The sequence below is a fragment of the Methylosinus sp. R-45379 genome (assembly GCF_001644125.1).
Taxonomy (GTDB): domain Bacteria; phylum Pseudomonadota; class Alphaproteobacteria; order Rhizobiales; family Beijerinckiaceae; genus Methylosinus.
The window spans coordinates 20,047-41,088 of the sequence record NZ_LUUM01000001.1 but is presented as its reverse complement, the minus strand read 5'-3'; the positions used below and the strand labels follow the sequence as shown (position 1 = coordinate 41,088).

Annotated in this window: 20 protein-coding genes and 1 riboswitch; of the genes, 11 read left to right on the top strand and 9 right to left on the bottom strand. The window is 65.3% G+C overall.

What is annotated here, in order from left to right:
• The first annotated feature begins 66 nt into the window (after positions 1-66).
• The 6 genes from A1351_RS00205 to A1351_RS00185 all read left to right on the top strand — a co-directional run bounded on the left by A1351_RS00205 (position 67) and on the right by A1351_RS00185 (position 3,802).
• On the top strand, positions 67-354 hold the full coding sequence (locus tag A1351_RS00205) for a BolA family transcriptional regulator (protein ID WP_024881269.1): 288 nt from the start codon (positions 67-69) through the stop codon (positions 352-354).
• A 153-nt stretch (positions 355-507) separates the two neighbouring features.
• Positions 508-653, top strand: a riboswitch (TPP riboswitch).
• A 27-nt stretch (positions 654-680) separates the two neighbouring features.
• The gene (locus A1351_RS00200) at positions 681-1,742 is read left to right on the top strand and encodes an FAD-dependent oxidoreductase (RefSeq protein ID WP_064031851.1); all 1,062 of its coding nucleotides are present in this window, start codon (positions 681-683) and stop codon (positions 1,740-1,742) included.
• The gene (gene thiS, locus A1351_RS00195) at positions 1,711-1,860 is read left to right on the top strand and encodes a sulfur carrier protein ThiS (RefSeq protein ID WP_245267409.1); all 150 of its coding nucleotides are present in this window, start codon (positions 1,711-1,713) and stop codon (positions 1,858-1,860) included. The genes A1351_RS00200 and thiS overlap by 32 nt, the downstream gene beginning before the upstream one ends.
• 53 nt (positions 1,861-1,913) lie before the next feature.
• Positions 1,914-2,051, top strand: coding sequence for a hypothetical protein (locus A1351_RS24245; RefSeq protein ID WP_157096014.1), 138 nt, complete (start codon positions 1,914-1,916; stop codon positions 2,049-2,051).
• 130 nt (positions 2,052-2,181) lie between these two features.
• Positions 2,182-2,976 carry a thiazole synthase gene (locus tag A1351_RS00190; protein WP_157096013.1) on the top strand — a complete coding sequence of 265 codons (795 nt, stop codon included), beginning with the start codon at positions 2,182-2,184 and terminating at the stop codon, positions 2,974-2,976.
• A gap of 178 nt (positions 2,977-3,154) precedes the next feature.
• Positions 3,155-3,802 (top strand): thiamine phosphate synthase, encoded by a 648-nt coding sequence (locus A1351_RS00185; protein WP_198162181.1) that lies wholly within the window; start codon positions 3,155-3,157, stop codon positions 3,800-3,802.
• Here A1351_RS00185 and A1351_RS00180 read toward each other — a convergent pair.
• Entirely contained in the window at positions 3,768-4,619 is an 852-nt protein-coding gene (locus tag A1351_RS00180) for a quinoprotein dehydrogenase-associated SoxYZ-like carrier (RefSeq protein ID WP_245291542.1), read from the bottom strand. The genes A1351_RS00185 and A1351_RS00180 overlap by 35 nt on opposite strands.
• A gap of 51 nt (positions 4,620-4,670) precedes the next feature.
• Entirely contained in the window at positions 4,671-5,594 is a 924-nt protein-coding gene (locus A1351_RS00175; protein ID WP_024881262.1) for a quinoprotein relay system zinc metallohydrolase 2, read from the bottom strand.
• Between A1351_RS00175 and A1351_RS25045 the strand changes: the two genes are divergently transcribed.
• The 5 genes from A1351_RS25045 to A1351_RS00155 all read left to right on the top strand — a co-directional run bounded on the left by A1351_RS25045 (position 5,487) and on the right by A1351_RS00155 (position 9,864).
• Positions 5,487-5,885: a hypothetical protein gene (locus tag A1351_RS25045; RefSeq protein ID WP_166671813.1), complete on the top strand. Its 399-nt coding sequence runs from the start codon at positions 5,487-5,489 to the stop codon at positions 5,883-5,885. The genes A1351_RS00175 and A1351_RS25045 overlap by 108 nt on opposite strands.
• Positions 5,886-5,906: 21 nt before the next feature.
• Positions 5,907-7,739, top strand: a complete 1,833-nt coding sequence (gene xoxF5 / locus A1351_RS00170) for a lanthanide-dependent methanol dehydrogenase XoxF5 (protein ID WP_024881261.1) — start codon at positions 5,907-5,909, stop codon at positions 7,737-7,739.
• A gap of 135 nt (positions 7,740-7,874) precedes the next feature.
• Entirely contained in the window at positions 7,875-8,354 is a 480-nt protein-coding gene (locus A1351_RS00165; protein ID WP_024881260.1) for a c-type cytochrome, methanol metabolism-related, read from the top strand.
• Between the two features lie 62 nt (positions 8,355-8,416).
• Positions 8,417-9,313: a substrate-binding domain-containing protein gene (locus tag A1351_RS00160; RefSeq protein ID WP_026599506.1), complete on the top strand. Its 897-nt coding sequence runs from the start codon at positions 8,417-8,419 to the stop codon at positions 9,311-9,313.
• Complete coding sequence (locus A1351_RS00155) at positions 9,310-9,864, top strand: PQQ-dependent catabolism-associated CXXCW motif protein (protein WP_026599505.1); 555 nt, start codon at positions 9,310-9,312, stop codon at positions 9,862-9,864. Before A1351_RS00160 ends, A1351_RS00155 begins: the two co-directional genes overlap by 4 nt.
• An 8-nt stretch (positions 9,865-9,872) precedes the next feature.
• On the opposite strand, the gene A1351_RS00150 is transcribed toward A1351_RS00155, so the two are convergent.
• The 7 genes from A1351_RS00150 to A1351_RS00120 form a co-directional block, all read right to left on the bottom strand.
• Positions 9,873-10,244: a DUF983 domain-containing protein gene (locus tag A1351_RS00150; protein ID WP_036309023.1), complete on the bottom strand. Its 372-nt coding sequence runs from the start codon at positions 10,242-10,244 to the stop codon at positions 9,873-9,875.
• 4 nt (positions 10,245-10,248) lie between these two features.
• Positions 10,249-10,770: a Uma2 family endonuclease gene (locus A1351_RS00145; RefSeq protein ID WP_245267401.1), complete on the bottom strand. Its 522-nt coding sequence runs from the start codon at positions 10,768-10,770 to the stop codon at positions 10,249-10,251.
• Between the two features lie 135 nt (positions 10,771-10,905).
• Positions 10,906-12,765, bottom strand: coding sequence for an Eco57I restriction-modification methylase domain-containing protein (locus A1351_RS00140; protein ID WP_024881255.1), 1,860 nt, complete (start codon positions 12,763-12,765; stop codon positions 10,906-10,908).
• Positions 12,766-12,841: 76 nt separating this feature from the next.
• Positions 12,842-14,851, bottom strand: coding sequence for an RNA polymerase sigma factor RpoD (gene rpoD / locus A1351_RS00135; protein WP_024881254.1), 2,010 nt, complete (start codon positions 14,849-14,851; stop codon positions 12,842-12,844).
• Positions 14,852-15,091: 240 nt separating this feature from the next.
• A complete protein-coding gene (gene dnaG, locus A1351_RS00130; RefSeq protein ID WP_024881253.1) occupies positions 15,092-17,008 on the bottom strand; it encodes a DNA primase in 1,917 nt (638 codons plus the stop codon).
• 361 nt (positions 17,009-17,369) lie between these two features.
• Entirely contained in the window at positions 17,370-18,569 is a 1,200-nt protein-coding gene (locus tag A1351_RS00125; RefSeq protein ID WP_064031849.1) for a DUF2235 domain-containing protein, read from the bottom strand.
• 156 nt (positions 18,570-18,725) lie between these two features.
• The gene (locus A1351_RS00120) at positions 18,726-20,999 is read right to left on the bottom strand and encodes a TonB-dependent receptor (protein ID WP_064031848.1); all 2,274 of its coding nucleotides are present in this window, start codon (positions 20,997-20,999) and stop codon (positions 18,726-18,728) included.
• Positions 21,000-21,042 lie beyond the last annotated feature (43 nt).

Here is a 21,042-nt window from a genome sequence, read left to right as displayed (position 1 = left end):
GAACCCGACGTCAATTTCAATCGGCGGGAATTTTGCTTGGACCGAGGCGACGAGGAGGATTCCACTATGGCCGAGCAAGGCAATATCGGCGCCGTCCAGGCCCGCATCCGTTCGAAGCTGACCGAAGGGCTCGCGCCCGTCACCTTGAAGGTGATCGACGAGTCTGACAAGCACGCCGGGCATGGCGGCCACCACCAGGATGGCGAAAGCCATTTTCGAGTCGAGGTGGTGAGCGAGGCGTTCGCGGGCAAGAGGCTCGTCGAGCGGCATCGCATCGTCAACACGCTGCTCGCCGAGGAGCTGGCGACGCGCGTTCATGCTCTGACGATCACCGCCCGCGCCCCGCAGGAGTAGCGCTGTCATCGCGAGGAGCGCAGCGACGAAGCGATCCAGGGGCCGCCCCCGGCTCTGGATTGTTTCGCTTCGCTCGCAATGACGACGGCCGGCCTCCTTACTGCAAAGCCATCGCGGCCCCGCTTGACGCGCCGCCGTTCCTGCGCAAATCTCGGTCTCGCCCAGGGGAGCCTCGCCGCTGGCGCGCTTTGCGCGTGGCAAGAGGCTGAGAGGCCGAATAGCTTTTTTAAAAAGCGGCTCGGCGACCCTTCGAACCTGATCCAGTTCGCGCTGGCGTAGGGAGGCCGCATGTTCCTGATATTCCTCGGCCCTATCGGGCCGCATCGATGCTGATCGGCGTGATCGGCGCCGGCGTCGCCGGCCTGACCGCGGCTTTCGAGATCGCCCGCGCCGGCGCGCCGCATGGCGCTGAGGTCGAGCTGATCGAGAAAGCGGCGGAGCCGGGCCGCGGCTGCTCGCATTACGCCGGCGGCATGATCGCGCCCTGGTGCGAGCTGCAAAGCGCCGAGCCGATTGTGGCGACGCTCGGCGAGGAGGCGCTCGCCTTCTGGACCAAGGACATTCCTGTCGCGAAAGTCGCCGGCAGCCTCGTCGTCGCGCCGCCGCGCGACCGCGCCGAGCTGACTGAATTCTCCCGCCGCACCCGGCGGTTCGAGCGGCTGGACGCGGATGGCCTCGCGGCGCTCGAGCCGGCGCTGGCCGGGCGTTTCTCGGGCGGGCTCTATTTTCCGCAGGAGGCGCATCTCGAGCCGCGCGCGGCGATGGCGGCGCTGTTCGAACGTTTGCAGACAATGGACAATGTCCGCATCCGGCTCTGCGCCGATTCTGTCCCACAGGCGGATTGGATCGTCGATTGCCGCGGCTTTGCCGCGCGCGGCGAGCTGGCGGAGCTGCGCGGCGTCAAGGGCGAGATGCTCGTGCTGCGCAGCGAGGAGATCGAATTGTCCCGCCCCGTCCGAATGTTGCATCCGCGCCATCCGGTCTATGTGGTGCCGCGCGGGGAGGGCGTGTTCATGGTCGGCGCGACGATGATCGAGAATGAGGAGCGCTCCCGAGTCACGGCGCGCTCCATCGTCGAGCTGGTCAATTCGGCTTTCGCCATTCATCCCGCTTTCGCCGAGGCGGAGATCGTCGAGACGGGCTCGGACGTGCGGCCGGCCTTCCCGGACAATCTGCCGCGCATTTCGCGCCAGGGCCGGACGCTCTATGTGAACGGGCTCTATCGGCATGGATTTCTTCTGGCGCCGGCGCTGGCGCGCCGCGTCGCGCGTTTTCTCTTCACGGGCGATATCTTCCCGGAGGTCATGAATGCGAATCAGGGTGAATGGGCAGACGCTCGAGATCGAGGCGCCCACATTGGAACGCCTCATCGAGGAATTGGGCTTTAGCGAGCAGACCGTCGCGACGGCGGTGAATCAGGAATTCGTGCGCAGCAAGGATCGCGGCGAGACGCTGCTGGTCGAGGACGATACGATCGAGATCGTCACGCCGCGGCAGGGAGGGTGAGGGGATTGTCGAACTTGCTACCTCCTCCACGAACTCCATGTTAGAGTCGGGTCATGAGCACGATCGTCACGGAAATCTACGACGCCCTTCGAGAGGCCGGCGCGAGCGAGGAGAAAGCGCGCAAGGCCGCGGAGGTCGTCGCTAATTTCGACTCGAAGAACAGCGACGTCAGCATGAGTTCGCTTTGCTGAAAGGCGAGTTCAACACCGTGAAATGGATGCTCGCGACCAATATCACGCTCACGCTTCTGGTGCTCGGAAAGCTGTTCCTGCACTGATGGCCGATGCGGTTTCCGGTCGAGCCCCGAACCAGCCGAATGCGATGACTGCGTCTCTCCTCCTCTACGGCGAGGTCCTATCCTCCCGCTTCCTGCTCGGCACGGCGCGCTATCCTTCGCCGGCCATACTCGCCGAGGCGATCCGCGTGGCGGGAGCGGAGATCGTCACCGTCTCGCTGCGGCGGGAGGCCGGAGGCTCGCGCGCGGGCGAGAGCTTTTGGCGGCTCGTTCGCGAGCTGGGCGTGCGCGTGCTGCCCAACACCGCCGGCTGCCGCACGTCCAAGGAGGCCATCGCCACCGCGCAAATGGCGCGCGAGCTGTTCGGAACCAGCTGGATCAAGCTCGAGGTGATCGGCGAGGAGGACACGCTGCAACCGGACGTCTTCGGCCTGGTCGAGGCGGCGCGCATCCTCAGCGATGACGGCTTTTGCGTCTTTCCCTATACGACCGAGGATCTCGTCGTCGCGGAGAAGCTGCTGGACGCCGGCTGCCGCGTGCTGATGCCCTGGGCGGCGCCGATCGGCTCCGGCCGCGGGATCAATAATCTCTTCGGCCTCAGAGCGCTGCGCGCGCATTTTCCCAATACGCCGCTCATCGTGGACGCCGGCCTCGGCGCGCCCTCGCAGGCGGCGGCCGTCATGGAGCTCGGCTTCGACGCGGCGCTGCTCAACACGGCGGTGGCGCGCGCCGGCGATCCGGTGGCCATGGCGCGGGCCTTTTCGCTCGCCATAGAGGCTGGCCGGGCGGCCTATCTCTCCGGCCTGATGGAGCCGCGCGACATGGCGGCGCCCTCGACGCCCGTGCTCGGCCGCGCCTTCGACGACGGACTCGAGGCATGAGCGCGCTTTCGTTTCCACCTCCCCCTGGAGGGGGGAGGTCGAGCGCCGAAGGCGCTCGGGAGGGGGTGAGCCCCCGAGTCTCGGGCGGCGAACCCCACCCCGTCCTGCTGCGCAGGCCGACCCTCCCCCTGAAGGGGAGGGTGGGGCGCGTCGCCTCTCATTCGAGCGTCATCCCGTCATGAGCGCGATTTTGCTCGATCCCTTCTATCTCATCGTCGATTCCGCCGATTGGCTGCCCCGGCTGTTGCCTTGCGGCGTGCGGCTCGTGCAATTGCGCGTCAAGGATCGCGAGGAGGCGGCGCTGCGCGAGGAGATCGCCCGCGCCCGCGATCTTTGCGCGGCCCATGGCGCGCTGCTCGTCGTCAATGATTATTGGCGGTTCGCCATCGATCTTTCCTGCGATTTCGTGCATCTTGGCCAAGGCGATCTCGACACGGCCGATATCGCCGCGATCCGCGCCCATGGAATAAGGCTCGGCGTCAGCACGCATGACGAGGCCGAGCTGGAGCGGGCGCTGGCGCTCTCCCCCGATTATATCGCGCTGGGGCCGATCTATCCGACTTTGCTGAAGCAAATGGCCTTCGCCCCGCAGGGGCTCGATAAAATCGGCGTCTGGAAACGCCGCATCGGCGAAATTCCGCTCGTCGCCATAGGCGGGCTGACGCCGGAGCGCGCCCGCGCGGCGCTGGCGGCGGGGGCGGACAGCGCCTGCGTCGTCACCGATATATTGCGCGCCGCGGAGCCGGAGGCGCGGGCGCGCGAGTGGGTGGCGGCGACGGACGAAAAGCGTCTCACGACGCTCCGCCGATCGGCCACTCCCCTTTGAACACATTGCCCTGATTGTCACGCGCCTCGACGCGCATCACCTTGGCGCCATTGGGCTTGTAGGCGAAGCGGAAGCTCGGATCCTCCGACAGGGAAATTCCGCCCTCCATGGAGAAGATCAGCGCCTCCCCCTGCCGCACCTCGACCTTGTCGACATAATGAGCCGGAATATAGGCGCGGGTGATCGGGTCCATCTGCAATCCCGAATTATTGGGATGGCGAATCATGATCTGCGCCTCGCGCAGGGCGGGATTCTCGCTGGCGAACTCCCGATATTTCATTTTGCCGAGATTGGCGCTGGCCTCGTCCTGATCCTTGATCGCCGGGGCCGAGCAGCCGCCCGAGGCCTTCACGAATTTCACCACCGAATGCAGCGCGCCATCGCCCGTTTGGCCGACGACATGCACATTGGTGTAGGAGTTCACGCGCACGCGCGTTTCTATCTTCGCGACGCCGGCGCCCTCGCCGAAGGAGAAGGCCGCCGCCATGGGCATGGGATTCTCGTCGATCACCAGCGTCGCCGCGCGCAGGCCCGGCTCGAGCAGCGAGATGGTCATCGGCACGATGGCGGCGTCCTCGGCCCGCTTCGGCGCGTCGAGCGCCACCACGCCCTCATGCGAGGTGATCGCGCGATCGTGGAAAATATCGGTGACGAGGCCCGGCCAGGGATCGATCTTCGGCTCCTGGGCCGAGGCGGCGGCGGCCCAAAGGCAGAGGGCTGCGGCCGCTGCGATGGGGCGCAGGAGGGACCGCGAGCCTTGAGGCTCGCTCTCATTCGGCGATTTGCGAGCGTGAAGGCTCGCGGTCCAAGGGCTCATCTGCGTTCCTCCGGTATTTTTTGGAATCATAGCGCTGTGGGCGCGGCCGGCTCAAGGGGCCTCCCATTCCAGCTCGGCGAAGCCGGCCGTGGCGTTGCGCGTGTGATAATCCTCGAACAGCAGCCAATTGGGCTTTTCGCCGCGGCCGGCTGTCGTCACCGCGCGCGCGAGCGTCTCCCCTCTGGCGATATCGGCGCGCAAATCGCGGGTGAGATGGTCGAGATAGGCTTTTTGCGCCTCCAGCGCCTGCGGCCAGGGAGCGACCGCCGGCCCATGGCCCGGCACGACGCGGACCGCCTCGATCTTCCGCAATTCCTCGATGACGGACAGAAAGCCCAAAAGGCTGCCGTCGATGATCGGGACATGCTGCAGGAACAAGAGATCGCCGGTAAAGAGCGTGCCGCTCTGCGGATCGAGCACGGTGAGATCGGAATCGCTGTGAGCGGTGCGCCAGGCCTTCAGCGCGATCTTGCGGCCGCCGAGATCGAGAATCGTCTCGCGTTCGACGGTGAGGGTCGGCGGAACCAGAATCACATCGTCGAGCAGGGCGCCCATCGTCTCGCGGAAAGAAGAGAGATAGTGCGGGCCGCGCGTCGCCATGGCGCGCGGGAGATTCTTGTGCCCGACGAAGACGGCTCCCGTGTCTCGAAAGGCAATATTCCCGAAAATATGATCCGGATGGACGTGAGTGTCGATGACATAACGGATCGGCTTGGTCGTGCGCTGCTGCAATGCAGCGAGGAAAGCCTCGCCCTCCGCGCGGCTGCCGCCCGTGTCGATGACCGCGACCGCCTCCGCGCCGACGATGGCGCCGAGATTGGCGATGCCGCCGAGGTTATCGCGAGACATCAAGGCGGTCACGCCCTGATGGACGAAGACTCCCGGCGCGATCTCGGTCAGCTCGAAGCTTTTCGCGCCGTTCGCGACGAGGCAGAGAAACGCAATCGCGAGCCCTCGAATAGTGCGTTGCAGCATCGGTTTTTCAGCCTCGTTTTTCGCCCGTTTCACGCGCGAAATCAGGAAAGTCGGGAACAGGATTTGGGGATTGCGCTTCAATTCCGTGCGACATATTATCCCGCCGTTTCCGACCTAAAAGAGGCTTTCCGGCCGGGAACCGGAAAGCGTCTCGACGGAGATACGGGCGGGGCTGCGGGCGCGGCGTTTCCGCCCGATCGCCGTGGCAAAAACGAGGAAACGGCTTCCCAAAGCCTTAGGGCGTCGGAAAGGCGCGATGTCGGCGGCGTGGCCGGGCCTTTTGCACGGTGATGTCGTCAGGAGGAAAAGCTCATGCATAAGCTGTTGTTGTCGACTTCGGTGGGGATCCTCGCGCTGTTCGGGGCCGGCGTGGCGAGCGCCGACGAGCTGCTCGATCTCCAGAAGAACCCGAAGCAGTGGGCGTTGCCGACGGGCGACTACGCCAATCTGCGTTACTCGAAGCTGAAGCAGATCACCACCGAGAACGTCGGCAAGCTGGCTCCCGCTTGGAGCTTCTCGACCGGCGTGCTGCGCGGCCACGAAGGCGCGCCGCTCGTTATCGGCGACGTGATGTATCTGCATACGCCGTTCCCCAACATCGTCTACGCCCTCGATCTCAACAACGAAGGCAAGATCCTCTGGAAGTATGAGCCCAAGCAGGATCCGAGCGTCGTTCCGGTCATGTGCTGCGACACCGTGAATCGCGGTCTCGCCTATGGCGACGGCAAGATCTTCCTGGCCCAGGCCGACACCACCCTCGTCGCTCTCGACGCCAAGACCGGCAAGCTCGTCTGGTCGGTGAAGAACGGCGATCCGTCCAAGGGCGCCACCTCGACCGCCGCTCCGCACGTCTTCAAGGACAAGGTCCTCGTCGGCATCGCCGGCGGCGAGTTCGGCGTGCGCGGCAGCATCACCGCCTATGACGTCAAGGATGGCAAGCTCGCTTGGCGCGGCTATTCGGAAGGCCCGGACTCCGAGGTTCTGCTCGACCCCGAGAAGACCACCTTCCTCGGCAAGCCGGTCGGCAAGGATTCGTCTCTGAAGACCTGGGAAGGCGATCAGTGGCAGATCGGCGGCGGCACCACCTGGGGCTGGTATTCCTATGACCCCGAGCTGAACCTGATCTACTACGGCTCGGGCAATCCCTCGACCTGGAACCCCGCGCAGCGTCCCGGCGACAATCGCTGGTCCATGACCCTGTGGGCGCGCGACCTCAACACCGGCGTCGCCAAGTGGGTCTATCAGATGACTCCCCACGACGAGTGGGACTATGACGGCATCAACGAGGTGATCCTCGCCGATCAGACGATCGGCGGCGTCGCCCGCAAGACCGCCGTCCACTTCGATCGTAACGGCTTCGGCTACACGCTCGATCGCGTCACCGGCGAGCTGCTCGTCGCCGAGAAGTATGATCCGGCCGTCAACTGGGCGACCAAGGTCGATCAGGACAAGAACTCGCCGACCTATGGCCGTCCGCTCGTCGTGTCGAAATATTCGACGCAGCAGAACGGCGAGGACGTCAACACCAAGGGCGTCTGCCCGGCGGCTCTCGGCTCCAAGGACATGCAGCCGGCGTCCTTCGATCCGGACACGGGCCTGTTCTACGTGCCGACCAACCACGTCTGCATGGACTATGAGCCCTTCCGCGTCAGCTACACCGCGGGTCAGCCCTATGTCGGCGCGACGCTGGAGATGTTCCCGCCGCCCGGCGACAGCCACATGGGCAATTTCATCGCTTGGGACGCCCGCGTCGGCAAGATCGTCTGGTCCAATAAGGAGCAGTTCTCGGTCTGGTCCGGCACGGTCACGACCTCCGGCGGTCTCGCCTTCTACGGCACGCTCGAGGGCTATCTGAAGGCCGTCGATGTCAAGACCGGCAAGGAGCTCTACAAGTACAAGACTCCGTCGGGCATCATCGGCAATGTGATGACCTATGAGCACAAGGGCAAGCAGTATGTCGCGGTTCTGTCCGGCGTCGGCGGCTGGGCCGGCATCGGCCTCGCGGCCGGCCTGTCCAAGAGCAACGAAGGCCTCGGCGCGGTCGGCGGCTATAAGGCGCTGTCCGACTACACCGCTCTCGGCGGCGTGCTGACCGTCTTCTCTCTGCCCGACTACGCTCTGCCGATCGTCGCTCCGGCGAACTGATACGGCCAATAAAAAGATCAGCGCTCGGCGAACGCTCCTGGCGCGCGCCGAGCGCCTTGTTTGTGTGGATGGAAACTGCTGGAGGATGGCGTGATGAGACTGCCGCTCGTCGGGGCACTTGCCCTGAGCGTCTTCATGGGTGTTGGAACGACCGTGCGCGCCGAAGCGCCGGGAGACCCGACCGCGGTCAAGGAAGTGGACGGCAAGTGGTTCGACGCGCAGAGCAAGCCGACCTATAAGGTGCAGGCCGACGGCACGGTCGATTGGTACACTTTCTCCGGCTATCGCCGCTATCACGCCGAATGCCACGTCTGCCACGGCCCCAACGCCGAGGGCTCGACCTATGCGCCGGCGCTGAAGAATTCGGTCAAGAACTTCAATTACGAGGAGTTCTACGGCATCGTCGTCGGCGGCCGCGAGAACAAGCAGGCGGGCAATGACAGCGTCATGCCGGCTTTCGCCGACAATAAGAACGCCATGTGCTATATCGACGACCTCTACATCTATCTCCGCGCCCGTTCGACCGAGGCGGTCGGCCGCGGCCGTCCGGAGAAGAAGGCAGAGAAGCCGCCGGCTTTCGCCGAGGCCGAAGCGAAGTGCATGAGCGCCAAATAGTGATCGAGCGTCAGTCGAGGCTTCGCGCGCCGGCTGGCGGCGGAACCGGCCGAGGGCTCGTCATGTCGCGTCGTCTCACATTTTCCCTGGTCGCCGTCGCGGGCTTGCTCGCGACGGCCCCGGCACAGTCTCAATCGCCCGGTCTCGTGGCGCGTCCTCAAGGGGGCGTCGATGACGCGCGCGGCTCGATCGAGCTGATCGACCCCAAGATTCTGCGCGTCTGCGCCGATCCGAGCAATCTTCCCTTTTCCAACAGCGCCGGAGAGGGGTTCGAGAACAAGCTCGCGGAGTTTCTGGCCAAGAAGCTCGGCAAGGATATCGCCTATTCCTATTATCCGGGCGCGACCGGCTTCATCCGCAACACGCTCAATGCGCATTTGTGCGATGTGGTGATGGGAATGCCGCAGGGCGACGATCTCGTTCAGCCCACCAATCCCTATTATCGGACCTCCTATGCGGTGGTCTATCGCGCCGGCTCCGATCTCGAGGGGCTGACGTCGCTCGCCGATCCGCGCCTCGCCCAGAATAAGCGCATCGGCCTCGTCGCCAACACGCCACCCGGCAATCTCCTGGCCCGCTATCGGCTGCTCGCGGCGGTGAAGCCCTATCCGCTCGTCGTCGATACGCGTGTCGACGCGCCGGGCGCCGATATGATCCATGATCTCGAGAGTGGCGCGATCGACGTCGCTATTCTCTGGGGGCCATTCGCCGGCTATCATGCGAAAAAATCCGGCGGCCGGCTGAAGCTGGCCCTGCTCAGCGGGGACAAGGGCGCGCGCATGAGCTTTCGCATCGCCATGGGGGTTCGCCATTCCGATCAGGAGTGGAAGCGCGAGCTCAATCGGCTCATCGCCCAGAATCAGAGCGAGATCGACCGATTGCTCGTCGATTTCGGCGTGCCGCTGATCGACGAATCCGACGCGCCGATCGCGCCCGCGCCCATCGCGTCCACGCCATGAGGCGCTGGCTCGGCGTCGCGCTCGGCCTCGTTGCTCTCGTCGCGGCGCCCGCCGCCGCCGAGACCGTTCCCGAGCCGGAGGGCTATCGGCTCTCCGATTTTCGCGCCGCCGTGCCCGCCACTCTGCGCGGCGCCCGCGTGATCGACACGCAGCAGGCCTTCGCCCTATGGCGCGACAAGGCCGCTGTCTTCATCGATGTCCTGCCGCGCCCGCCGAGGCCCGCGGGCCTGCCGCCCGAGGCCGTCTGGCGCGACAAGCCGCGTTTCGACATTCCGGGCAGCGTCTGGCTTCCCGAGACCGGCTATGGCGAACTGCCGGAGGCCTCGCTCCGCTATTTCGAAAGCGGCCTCGCGCGCGTGACCGTGGAAGAAAAGAGCCGCCCGCTGGTCTTCTACTGCCTCGCCGATTGCTGGATGTCGTGGAACGCCGCCAAGCGCGCGCTCGCGCTCGGCTATTCCAACGTGTCCTGGTTCTCGCAGGGCACGGATGGCTGGGCCGCCGCCGGCCATCCGCTGGAGCCGCGCGAGCCTGAGCCCCGCGGCGAGCGCTGAGCCGCGCGTCAGTCCGTCTTCTTCGACAGCGACCAAACCGCCGCGATGAAGAATCCCTTGCAGAGAGGCAGCAGCAGCAGGGTGGAGACGATAGTCGCGGACAGCACCAGCGCCGCCTCGGCGCCATAGGACAGAGTTGCGCGCGTCTCCAGAAAGATCAGCAGCGGAACGATGATATGAGCGACGACGCCGATGGTGAGCCAGGCCGGCCCATCGTCGGCGTCGACGCCGATGAAGCTCTCCGCGCAATGCGGGCAGGCGTCCGCGCGCTTCAGATAGCCGTCGAAGAGCGCGCCATTCCCACAGCGCGGGCATTTGCGCAGAAAGCCGCGCAGCAGCGCGGTCGTCGTCGTTGGCCGGGCAATCGTCGTCGGCGTCATGGGATTACTGCTTCTCCGCGCCGGGCGTCACGCCGAGCTCTGCGAGGCTGAAGGAGAGCTCGGGCGCGAGCGTGGGCTCGAGGCGCGCTGCGCTGGCGAGCTCGACGATCTCGGCATAGCCCGCCGCGCCCAGCCGGCGATGAATGAAGGTCACGGCCCGCACAGCGTCGACGACCCAGACCTCGCGCACGCCGAAAGCGGCATAGACGCCGATCTTGCGGCCCTTGTCATAGGCGAGGCTCGAATCGGCGATCTCGATCGCCAGCAGCACCGCCGGCCCATCGAGGGCGGAGAGGGGCAGATCGCGCGGAAAGACGCAGAAATCCGGCTCGACGAAAGTGCGTGCGTCTAGGCGCAGCGTGGTCTCCTGGGCGACTTCCAAATGCTGCGGAGCCGCGCGCTGCAAAAACCGATTAACCGCGATCTTCACCCATTCGTGTCGGGCGCCCTTCGGCGACATTGGCACGACCTCCCCGCCGATCAGCTCGAACCGCTCGTCTTCATCGATAATTCCGGCGCGGAGCATTTCCTCGATTTCCGCCACGCTCCAGCAACGCCGGGGGAGTCCCTCGGCGGCCTGAGTCTCGAGCGGAAGGCCGATCGGGCGCAGATGCGGGTTCATGCAGCGCAATATAGCGCAATCCGGGCGGGATTTCGCGTGTCAATATTGGCCGGCGAGCGTGGCTTCGAGAAGCGCGGCCTCCTCGGTCGAAAGATCGAAGAGATCATAGACGATCGCGTCGATCTCCCTTTCCCGGCTCTCGATCTCGGCGGAGAGGCGCGCTGCCTCGTCGGGGTCGCCCGTCTCGCTGCGCCGGCGGGCGGCCTCGCCATTGGCGCTCGCCAGGGCTGCGAGCCGTTCCGCGGCCTGCGGATCGAGATCGGGCAGCGGCAGCGGCTCCAAATATTGCGTCTTCAGCCGCAGCCGCCATTTGCCGCCGCGCAGCGGATTGGACACGGAATGCAGCACGAACCAGCAGAGGCGCGAATTGAGAAAGGCGAGCAGCGCGAGATCGGCGCAGGGCAGGCAGAAGCAGGTGGCGTCGATGAGGCCGCCGCTGTCGTCGAGCGCGAATTTCGGCCCTTGGGAAATATCCGGAAAGACGATCTTCGGCGCCGCGAAGCCGGCGCGATAGGCGAGCTGCGCCTGTTGCAGCTCGAACCATTTTTGTCGCGTGGCGCGGCCCTCGAGCCGTGAGCGCAGCGGCGCGAGCCACACCTCCACGGCGGGATATTCCGCAATGTCGAAAGCGCCTTTCGGCGCATCGACGAGCCAGTCCTCGCTCGCCGCGCGCCAGCGGCCGATGCTTCCACCGCGAGCATAGGGCTTCAAAATCTCGGCGCTGCGCGGATCGGCGGCGACGAGCGCGTCGCGTGCCGCCCGATCGAGCACGAAAGCGTCGTTGAGCCCCGTCTTGATCCCCCAGAGCGGCGATCCATAGACCTCGCGCAGCGTCTTGCGGCCCCGCGCGATCTTGTCGCGCAGACGCGCCAGCGCGTCCTCCTCGAAGCGCCAGACGGAGGCGCCGAGCCGCGCCTGCGGCATGCGCCGCGCATTCTCCGCAAACTCCGTTTCGAGGTCCTTCGGCGCGCGATCCTTCAACAGCAGAAAGGACACATCGTCGCGCTCGACGCTCTTTCTCAGCGTCACGATCGCCGGATAGGTGACGACGCCGTCGAAGACGCGCAGATCGCCGAAATCGACGACGCTTTCGATCGTCGCATTTTCGGCGAGGAAGCGGCGCAAGCTCTCGCCGGCGCCGGTGCGAAAGAAGCTCGACGAGGAGATGAAGCCCAGCCGTCCGCCGTCTTTCAGCAATCGCACGCCTTTTTCGAAGAAATAGGCGTAGAGATCAGCGCGCTCCGCGGCGACGGCGTAATGTTTCGCAAGATAGGGCTTCGCCGCTTTCAGATATTCCATCCGCACATAGGGCGGATTGCCGAGGACGATATCGAAGCCGCCTTCGCGCACCGCAATATCGTCGATGAGGCTATCGCCGGCGCGCAAATTGTCGTGCGGACCGTTTGGATCGAGAGCGAGCCTGAAGGCTAGCGGTCCGGTCGCCGCCTCGGACCGCGAGCCTTCGGGCTCGCTCGTCGCGGCGATCTGCGGGCATCGGCTCCATAGCACATGGCGCGCGGCTTCCACAGCGCGCGCATCTATGTCGACGCCGAAGAGATTATTGGCGATCGTCTCGCGCGCCGCATCGAGCGCGATCATCGCGCCGAGCGCCGTCTCCTCATAGTGTCGCGCCATTTCGTCGAAGGCGGCGTCGAGAAGCGCGCCATCGCCGCAGGCGGGATCGATGATCTTGAAGGATCGCAGAGCGTCGAGCCATGCGCGCCAGAAGGCGGGCGTCTCGCATCCGCCATGCTGCGCGACGAGAGCGGCGCGCCGCTCGTCGAGCGATTGCGCGATGGTGCGGGCGACGAGAAAACGGGCGATTGGAGCGGGCGTGTAGACGACGCCGCGGCGCTTGCGCTCGGCTCGGCGCGAGGCGTTGGAGGCGCGTTCATCCAAGGTGGAAGGCTTCGGCTCGATACGAACAATTGGCGACTTGAAACAAAATGGCCGGCGCGAGGCCGGCCATTCGATATCAATTGTCCAAGAAGCTCCGCAGCTTCCGCGAGCGGCTCGGATGCTTCAGCTTCCTCAGCGCCTTCGCCTCGATCTGGCGGATGCGCTCGCGCGTCACCGAGAATTGCTGGCCGACTTCCTCGAGCGTATGGTCGGTGTTCATGCCGATGCCGAAGCGCATGCGCAGCACGCGTTCTTCACGCGGGGTGAGGGAGGCCAGCACGCGCGTCGTCGTCTCGCGGAGGTTGGACTGGATCGCCGCCTCGATCGGGAGAATGGCGTTCTTGTCCTCGATGAAATCGCCGAGATGCGAATCCTCCTCGTCGCCGATCGGCGTCTCCAGGCTGATCGGCTCCTTGGCGATCTTCAGCACCTTGCGCACTTTTTCGAGCGGCATGGCGAGCTTCTCGGACAGCTCCTCCGGCGTCGGCTCGCGGCCGATCTCGTGCAGCATCTGGCGCGAGGTGCGCACGATCTTGTTGATCGTCTCGATCATATGCACCGGAATGCGGATCGTGCGCGCCTGATCCGCGATGGAACGCGTGATCGCCTGCCGAATCCACCAGGTGGCGTAGGTCGAGAACTTGTAGCCGCGGCGATATTCGAACTTATCGACCGCTTTCATCAGGCCGATATTGCCTTCCTGAATGAGGTCCAGGAACTGCAGGCCGCGATTGGTGTATTTCTTGGCGATGGAGATCACGAGGCGCAGATTGGCCTCGACCATCTCCTTCTTCGCCTGCCGGGCCTCGCGCTCGCCCTTTTGAACCATATGGACGATCTTGCGGAACTCGGCGATCTCGAGGCCGGTCTCGGTGGCCAGCGCGTGAATCTCGCCGCGCAGCTCCTTGATCCGGTCTTTCTCGTTGGCGACGAATTCCTTCCAGCCGCGCGAGCCGAGCTTGGAGACGCGCATGATCCATTTCGGATCGAGCTCCGAGCCCTGGAACTTGTCGATGAAGTCCTCGCGCTGCACGCCCTGCGCATCGGCGAGGCGCAGCAGCTTGGTCTCATAGCCGATGAGACGCTTATTGATGTCGTAGAGCTGCTCGACCAGCGCCTCGATACGGTTCTGGTTCAAGGAGAGAGACTTCACATCCGTGACGATCTCTTTCTTGAGCTGCTTGTATTTGCGGTCCTGAGCCGGGGTCAGCGTCTCATTCTTGAGCTTGTTCTCGACATTCTGATCCTGCAGCCGGCGCAGCTTCTTATAGGCGTCGGCGACGCGGGCGAAAGTCTCCAGCACCTTGGGCTTCAGCTCGGTCTCCATGGCGGAGAGCGAGACGGAATTCTCGAGGTCGTCCTCTTCCTCGAAAGCCTCCTCCGGCGGCGCGCCGGCTTCGCCCAGCGCGGCCGGCGGCGAGCGCGGCGCGGTGGCGGGCGCGAGATCGGACGGCGTGACCGGAGGCTTGCCGGCGTTCTTGCCCTCGGGGCCGGCGTAGGTGGCCTCGAGATCGATGATGTCGCGCAGCAGGACCTTGCCGGCCTCCAGCTCCTCGCGCCAGATGATGATGGCTTGGAAGGTCAGCGGGCTCTCGCAGAGACCGGCGATCATCGCCTCGCGGCCGGCCTCGATGCGCTTGGCGATGGCGATCTCGCCCTCGCGCGACAGCAGCTCCACCGAGCCCATCTCGCGCAGATACATGCGGACGGGATCGTCGGTGCGGTCGGCGGGCTCGGAGGTGCGCGTCGCGACGGCGGTGGCGCGGGTGGATTCGACGACCTCGCCGCCCTCGGCCTCCTCCTCCTCCTGCTGCTCCTCGCCCTCTGCGTCGTCGGGATCTTCGCCCTCGGAGACGGTGATTCCCATCTCCTGCAGCATGGCGTAAACGTCCTCGATCTGGTCGGAGGACACTTCCTCAGACGGCAGAACGGCGTTCAGCTCGGTATAAGTGACGAAGCCGCGCTTCTTGGCGAGCTTGATCATCCGCTTGACGGCGGCGTCGTTGAGGTCGAGCAGAGGACCGTCGGCGGTTTCCACCGCCACTGCGCCCTCGTTTTCGACTTTCTCGTCGTCTTTTTTCGCCATTCTTCGCTCCAAGCCCCACCCCACGCCGCCTTCCCGAGCCGAAGGCTGCGCCATGCCGGGATCGTTCACTTTTCCGCTCGCCGCATTTTAACGAAAAACCACAGCGTCGACCGCATGACAAGACGGCGGACCCCGCAGAGGACCCTACCGATTCGTCCGAGCCCACAGTCGCGGCCAGGGCTTAACTTTCGCCTAACCAAATCGGTAGAGCTTTGGCTCGCGGGCCGTTCGGCTTACGGGTCAAAGGCTTCTAAGCGAACGGCCCGATTGGGAACCGAACCCGTCGAGAGCGGCTTCGGTTCCATCGAGCGCGTTCAATTGCGCCTGAATATCGCTTAAGCGCGCGGAATCTTGGTCGTTGGGCGCGATCGCCAACCTCGCCTCGATTTTCCGAAGTTCTTTATCTAATGCGCGCACGCGATGTTGCAAGACGAGAGCTTGGCGCAGGCTTTCGGCGGCGTCGGCCGGGGCCGCCTCGGCGCGCACGCTCCACAGCGTCGCATGGGCGCCCATTCCTGCCAATTTCTCGCAAAATGCTTCTAGCCCGGCGGCGGCGGCGGCGCGAGCGAATTCTTCGCGCCCTCCGGCCCCGTCGGCGAGGCTGCGCACCAGCACGGCGCGCAGCCTCTCGCCCTCCGCCGAGGCGAAATCGAGCGCCGTCACCGCCTCCAGATGGGCGGCGAGAAGCTCCGGGTGATTCAGGAGAATCAGCAAAATGAGCGCCTCGCGCGGCGTGATGGCCGGCTTCGTGCCGCGATAGAGCGGGGAATTGGCGAGGGCCGCGCCGATGGTCAGCGGGCCGCGCATGGGCTCCGCATCGCGGCGGAAGCGTTGCTGCTGTCCGCCGGGGCGGCGCCCCTCGGGCCGACGCTGAAATTGGCCGCGCGTGCGGCCGAACAGCGAATCGCAGCGGTCGGAGAATTCTTTTTGATAGTGCCGGCGCAAACTCTCGTCGGCGATGGCGCGGCCGAGCTCGGCGAGGCGACGCTCGAGCCCGGCGCGGCGCTCGGGCGTGTCGAGCGGGACGCCCTCCGTCTCCCGCGCCCATATCAGATCGACCAGAGGGCGCGCCGCGGCCACGGCTGTGGCCAAGGCGGACGGGCCGGCGGAGCGCAAGAGCTCGTCCGGATCCTGGCCGTCCGGCAGCAGCACGAAGCGCAGGCTGCGGCAGGGGCCGATCAGCGGCAGGGCCGTGTCGATCGCCCGAAAGGCGGCGTTGCGGCCGGCCTTGTCGCCGTCGAAGCAGAGAATTGGCTCCTCGGCGTGGTTCCACAGCAGGCCGCATTGCTCGGCCGTCAGCGCCGTCCCCAGCGGCGCCACCGTCTGCGGAAAGCCGGCCGCGGTCATGGCGATGACATCGACATAGCCCTCGACGGCGATGATGTTTCCCGCTTCATGAGCGGGTTTGCGGGCGTTGTGCAGATTGTAGAGCGTCGCGCCCTTGTGGAAGAGCGGCGTCTCCGGCGAGTTGAGATATTTGGCCTTGGCGTCCTTCTCCATCGCCCGCCCGCCGAAGGCGATGACGCGGCCGGAGCGGTCCGCGATCGGAAACATGATCCGATTGCGGAAACGATCATAGGGGACGGCGATGTCCTCGCCATGGACGAGCAGGCCGGCCTCGATCATCGTCTCGACGCTGGCGCCCTTGCCGGCGAGATGGTCGCGCAGCGCATAGCGCTCGCTCGGCCCGTAGCCTAGCCGAAACTGCGCCTGCTCTCTTTCACCTAGTTCACGGCGGGCGAGATAGGCGCGCGCCTCGGCGCCGGCGGGGCCGCGCAGCTGCTTCTCGAAGAATTGCGCCGCCCATTCCAGCACCTCGGTCAGCGAGCCGCGGCGCTGCTCCGCCTCCTGCGCCTCTTTGGTTTCCACCGGCATGGGCAGGCCGGCCATGCCGGCGAGCCGCTCGACCGCCTCGGGAAAGGTGAGGCCCTCCGTCTCCATCAGAAAGGTGAAGCCGTCCCCATGCTTGCCGGAGGAGAAGTCTTTGTAGAAGCCCTTCTGGTCATTGACATAGAAGGAGGGCGTCTTCTCCGCCTGAAAGGGCGAAAGCCCGCGCCACTCGCGCCCCTCCTTCTTGAGCTTGACCTTCTTCGACACCACTGCCGAGACCGGCACGCGGGCGCGAATTTCATCGAGGAAGGAGGGAGGGTATCGCATTGTGTCTTTTATGGCCTTCGTCGATCGAGCGAAGCTGCTCGCGCCCCCTCCCCCAGCCCTCCCCCGCTTCGCGGGAGAGGGGGCAGATTCGGCGCTTCATCCATGTCTCGCGAATCGGCGCCGCCTCCCTCTCCCGCGAAGCGGGGGAGGGTGAGGGAGGGGGCCTTTCGGTCGTCGGATCGAATGACGCGGGCCACTCGTAGCATTGTCGGCGCATTCGGCGCGCGCCGCATGGGCTTTTTGCCCGCTAACCACACGGGGGCTACGGCGCGTTCGACACGGAATACGATCGTATATACGAATTGCTTCGACCAGCGCTAGGCGAGGGCAAATCGATCATCCCGTCGAAGAGGGGCGCCTCTCACGCAGGCTCGCGCACTTTCTCCTTCTCCGGCGCTGTTTCCGTCGCGCCGGCGCGAGCGGGCAGCTGCTTGGGCCGATAGGCGGGGTCGATCTCCGCTTTTTCGCGCACCGGGCCGAAATCCTCACCGGAGTCGATAGGGCGGATGTAGTCGCCGCTCCAGGTCACATATTTGGCGAGGCGCTGATCGTCGAGCGGATAGACGGAGGGCAGGCCGAGCGTCGCCGGCAGCTTCACGAGCAGCACGGTCGCCAGTCGATAGAGGAATGTCTGGCTGTTCTGTATTTTCTCGGCCGGATCGGGTCCGAAGGGCCGGGTGAAGGAGAGCTTCACATTGGCGAAGTTCAAAAGCTTCAGACCATTCTCCGCGGCGCGCTCGGCCATCCACACCAGCGCATAGTCGGAGAGGCCGTGCTCCTCATAGCCGCCGCCGACATTGGAGTGCACGCCCGGAAACCAGCGCTCGGTATAGAAGGGAAAGCCGCGCTCGGCGATGTTTCTCGCATTGCGCTCCCGATGATAGTCGGTGAGCGCGATCGGCGTCGGCCGGAAGGGCCAGCGACGCTCGTCCGCCGCCAGCGCGTGATAGGCGGAATCGACGCTCGTGCTCAGCGTCACATCGTGAAAGCTCGTGTGGAAGAATTTGTCGATGAGCCGGCCGAGAATTTCGCCATAGGGCGCGCCGAGCGCGCCCACCGTGTCCCACACGCCGAGGAATTTGACCTTGGCGGGATAGGGATGGCAATTCTCGTCGCGGAATGTCTGCGCGGAGGCGCCGCCAGGGCGCCACTCCTCGGCCCTGTCCTTGTAATGGTCATAGGCGATGGAGACGAGCGGCAGATTCCAGCGTTGCAGCACGCCGAGATTGTGAATAAGGCCGGCAATGCTGCGCGCCGTATAGGCGCCGCGGCTGAAGCCGAAGAGATAGATGTCGTCGCCCGGTTCGTAATTGCTGACGATGAAGGCGTAGGCGTCCTTGATATTGTCGGAGATGCCGAAGCCGAACGCGCCGCCGACGACCTTCTCGTCCTTCCGCGTGCCGACGCCGGCGATGTAATGGGTGAGTTGCGGATTGCCGTCGGCGTCGAGAAAATCAGTGGCCTGCAGCATTCGCACGACATTGGTGCCGCGCTTGGTCGGCTCGTTCCACGTGCCGTCGCAAAAGATCACGAGCTTCTTTTTGGGCTTGGTCGCGGTCATAATCGTCTCTTTCGCAAAGAGCTCGGCGCGTCGAAAAAATCACGCGCCGTAGAAAGGATCGCTGCGGCGCGCAAATGGCCGCCCAGCGAAACGCTCAGCCTAGCCGAGCTTTCCGCGGGGCGCCAGATCGGTGCGCGAAACTGATGCGACCAGAACTCAGAAGGGCAGCGGGCCGGTGATCGACACGCGCACGGCCGGCGGTTCCATCGGCTTGAAATGACGGCCCATCACGCCGACCGAGCAGACATTGCCCGGCGCGACGCCCGCCTTGCACAGGCCATAGAGCGGATCGGAGGGGATCAGCGATCCGTAGCCATAGGTGATCATGTCGGAGCGCGAATTGGTGACGTTGAACGCGTCGGCCTGAATGCTCCAGCCATTGTCGAAGCGATAGCCGGCGCGCAGATTGAGCGTTCCGGTCGCCGGCGATTTGAAGGCGCCGTCCTCGGTCAGCGGGCGCTCGCCGAGATAGCGATAGCGCAGCGCCGCGAAGGGGCCGGTCGTCTCGCCCACCTCGATCTGGCCCATGGCGACGATGTTGGGCGAATCGGGAATGTAATTGCCGGGCGCGTTGCCGACATAGGTTCCATATTGGAACGAGCCGGGCTGCAGAAGATCGATCCAGGCGAGCGCCTGCTGCTGGTCGACGCCGCGGAAACGCGCATGCGACAGGGAAACGCTGCCCTCCATCCGCAGCCAGGAGGCGGGCGTGTAGTGATTGATGATCTCCACGCCATAGCGCCGGCTCGGCCGGCCGAAGGCCGTGCTGCCGGAATCGCCCTCGAACTGATTCTCAGAATCATTGTTCAGCCACCAGAAGGCGACCGAGGATTCGAGCCCCTCGAGCAGGCGCGTGGTGCGCAGGCCGATCTCGGCGCCCCGCTGCTTCACCAGCAAGGGAATGGACGCGACGTTCGAGCCGTCGGCCGGGCTCAGCCGGGTCACGGTTCCGCGCGCGTCGGTCGAATGCAGCCCCTCGCCGAAATTGAGGAAGAGCTCGGTCTGCTCGAAGGGTCCGATGACGACGCCCACCTTCGGGCTGCCCATCGTCGCCGATTTGGAGCCGCTGTTCCAGGGGCCGGTCCAGATCGGATCGCCATTGCCGTCCTTGGGCGCGGAGAGCGGATCCTGAAGGCTGCCGACGCTGGCGGCAAAATAGTCGAAACGCACGCCGCCTGTGGCGCGCAGCCAGGGCGCGAAGCGAACCGTGGTGTCGGTCCATAGGCCGACGCTGCCTTCCGCCACGTGGCTGTTGACGACCGTGTCATAGGGCTGGCGCCGCCAGCTGTCCTGCAGGCCGACGCGAATATTGTCGTAGCGGCTCTCGAGGCCGATGCGCGATTCGATCGGCAGGCCGGCGACCTCGTATTTATAGGCGTGCTGCGCGTTGACGCCGAGCACGGTGCGCCGGTCGAACTGACGGAACTGGTCGCCGACGTCGGGATGCGAGAGGAAATAGGTGAAATTATTGTAGAGATCGAGCGTCGAGCGTATCGCGTAGGCTTCCACGCGCGAGGAATGCGCGCCCTCCGTCTGGCTCCAGCGCGCCGAGAGGCTGAAGCGCGAAGCGTCGCCGCCGTCGGTGCTGTCGATATTGCCCCACAGCGGAAGGACGCCGCCATAGACGGCGCGCGACGGGATCTGGTCGGTGGAGAACCAGCGGTTGGCGTAGGCCATGGCCGTGATCGAGAGGCCGTCCTCCTGCGTGCCGCGCGACCAGCGCAGCACCGAATTGATCTTGCGCATCTCGTCCGGCCGCGTCCATGGGCCGTTGTATATGCTCGACTCGATGGCGGTGAGCAGATTGCCGCCATTCACCTCGAAGCTCTTGGCGCCGAGCAGGCGGCCATAGGCGAAGCTGCCACCCGTCGCCCGGAAGAAGCCGTGGTCGAGCTTGTCGATATATTGCATATCGACCGCGCCGGCCGAGGAGAAGTCGCCCTTGTCGGCGTAATAGGGGCCTTTGCGGCCGACGACGGAGGAGAGCAGCTCCGGGATCAGGAAATTGGCGTCCGCATAGCCCTGGCCGTGGCCATGCGTGCGCATGTTGATCGGCATGCCGTCCAGCGTCAGCGAGAAATCAGTGCCGTGGTCGAGCTGGAAGCCGCGCAGAAAATACTGGTTCGCCTTGCCTTCGCCGCTGTGCTGCGTGACCGAGAGGCCGGGGACGATCTCGAGCGCCTCGCCCGGACGTGCAAAGGGCACGGCGTTGACCTGCTGGCCGCTGAAGATGGTCTCGCTGGCCGCCTCGATCCTCACCTTCGCCTTTTGCGCGTCTTCCGAGCGCGCGGCGGCCGCCGCCGGCGTCGCGGCCGCGATCGGCGCGCCGACGTCTATGTCCGGCAGAGCCTCCTGAGCGAGGGCGGCGCCGCCGAAAAGCGCAGCCGTCAGGGCCAATGCTGAGATTTCGCCAATGCGCCGGCCGGTCATCGCTGCTCCCCCGTATGATTTTTTACTAATCTGATCATACGAG

Coding starts and splice junctions, on each gene's coding strand:
- A1351_RS00180 (WP_245291542.1), bottom strand. CDS start 4,619: ATGAGCCCTTGGACCGCGAGCCTTCACGCTCGCAAATCGCCGAATGAG.
- A1351_RS00120 (WP_064031848.1), bottom strand. CDS start 20,999: ATGACCGGCCGGCGCATTGGCGAAATCTCAGCATTGGCCCTGACGGCT.
- A1351_RS25045 (WP_166671813.1), top strand. CDS start 5,487: ATGGACGAAGACTCCCGGCGCGATCTCGGTCAGCTCGAAGCTTTTCGC.
- xoxF5 (WP_024881261.1), top strand. CDS start 5,907: ATGCATAAGCTGTTGTTGTCGACTTCGGTGGGGATCCTCGCGCTGTTC.
- A1351_RS00205 (WP_024881269.1), top strand. CDS start 67: ATGGCCGAGCAAGGCAATATCGGCGCCGTCCAGGCCCGCATCCGTTCG.
- A1351_RS00155 (WP_026599505.1), top strand. CDS start 9,310: ATGAGGCGCTGGCTCGGCGTCGCGCTCGGCCTCGTTGCTCTCGTCGCG.
- dnaG (WP_024881253.1), bottom strand. CDS start 17,008: ATGCGATACCCTCCCTCCTTCCTCGATGAAATTCGCGCCCGCGTGCCG.
- A1351_RS24245 (WP_157096014.1), top strand. CDS start 1,914: ATGAGCACGATCGTCACGGAAATCTACGACGCCCTTCGAGAGGCCGGC.
- A1351_RS00145 (WP_245267401.1), bottom strand. CDS start 10,770: ATGCTCCGCGCCGGAATTATCGATGAAGACGAGCGGTTCGAGCTGATC.
- A1351_RS00160 (WP_026599506.1), top strand. CDS start 8,417: ATGTCGCGTCGTCTCACATTTTCCCTGGTCGCCGTCGCGGGCTTGCTC.
- A1351_RS00175 (WP_024881262.1), bottom strand. CDS start 5,594: ATGCTGCAACGCACTATTCGAGGGCTCGCGATTGCGTTTCTCTGCCTC.
- A1351_RS00190 (WP_157096013.1), top strand. CDS start 2,182: ATGACTGCGTCTCTCCTCCTCTACGGCGAGGTCCTATCCTCCCGCTTC.
- A1351_RS00185 (WP_198162181.1), top strand. CDS start 3,155: ATGAGCGCGATTTTGCTCGATCCCTTCTATCTCATCGTCGATTCCGCC.
- rpoD (WP_024881254.1), bottom strand. CDS start 14,851: ATGGCGAAAAAAGACGACGAGAAAGTCGAAAACGAGGGCGCAGTGGCG.
- A1351_RS00165 (WP_024881260.1), top strand. CDS start 7,875: ATGGGTGTTGGAACGACCGTGCGCGCCGAAGCGCCGGGAGACCCGACC.
- A1351_RS00150 (WP_036309023.1), bottom strand. CDS start 10,244: ATGACGCCGACGACGATTGCCCGGCCAACGACGACGACCGCGCTGCTG.
- A1351_RS00125 (WP_064031849.1), bottom strand. CDS start 18,569: ATGACCGCGACCAAGCCCAAAAAGAAGCTCGTGATCTTTTGCGACGGC.
- A1351_RS00200 (WP_064031851.1), top strand. CDS start 681: ATGCTGATCGGCGTGATCGGCGCCGGCGTCGCCGGCCTGACCGCGGCT.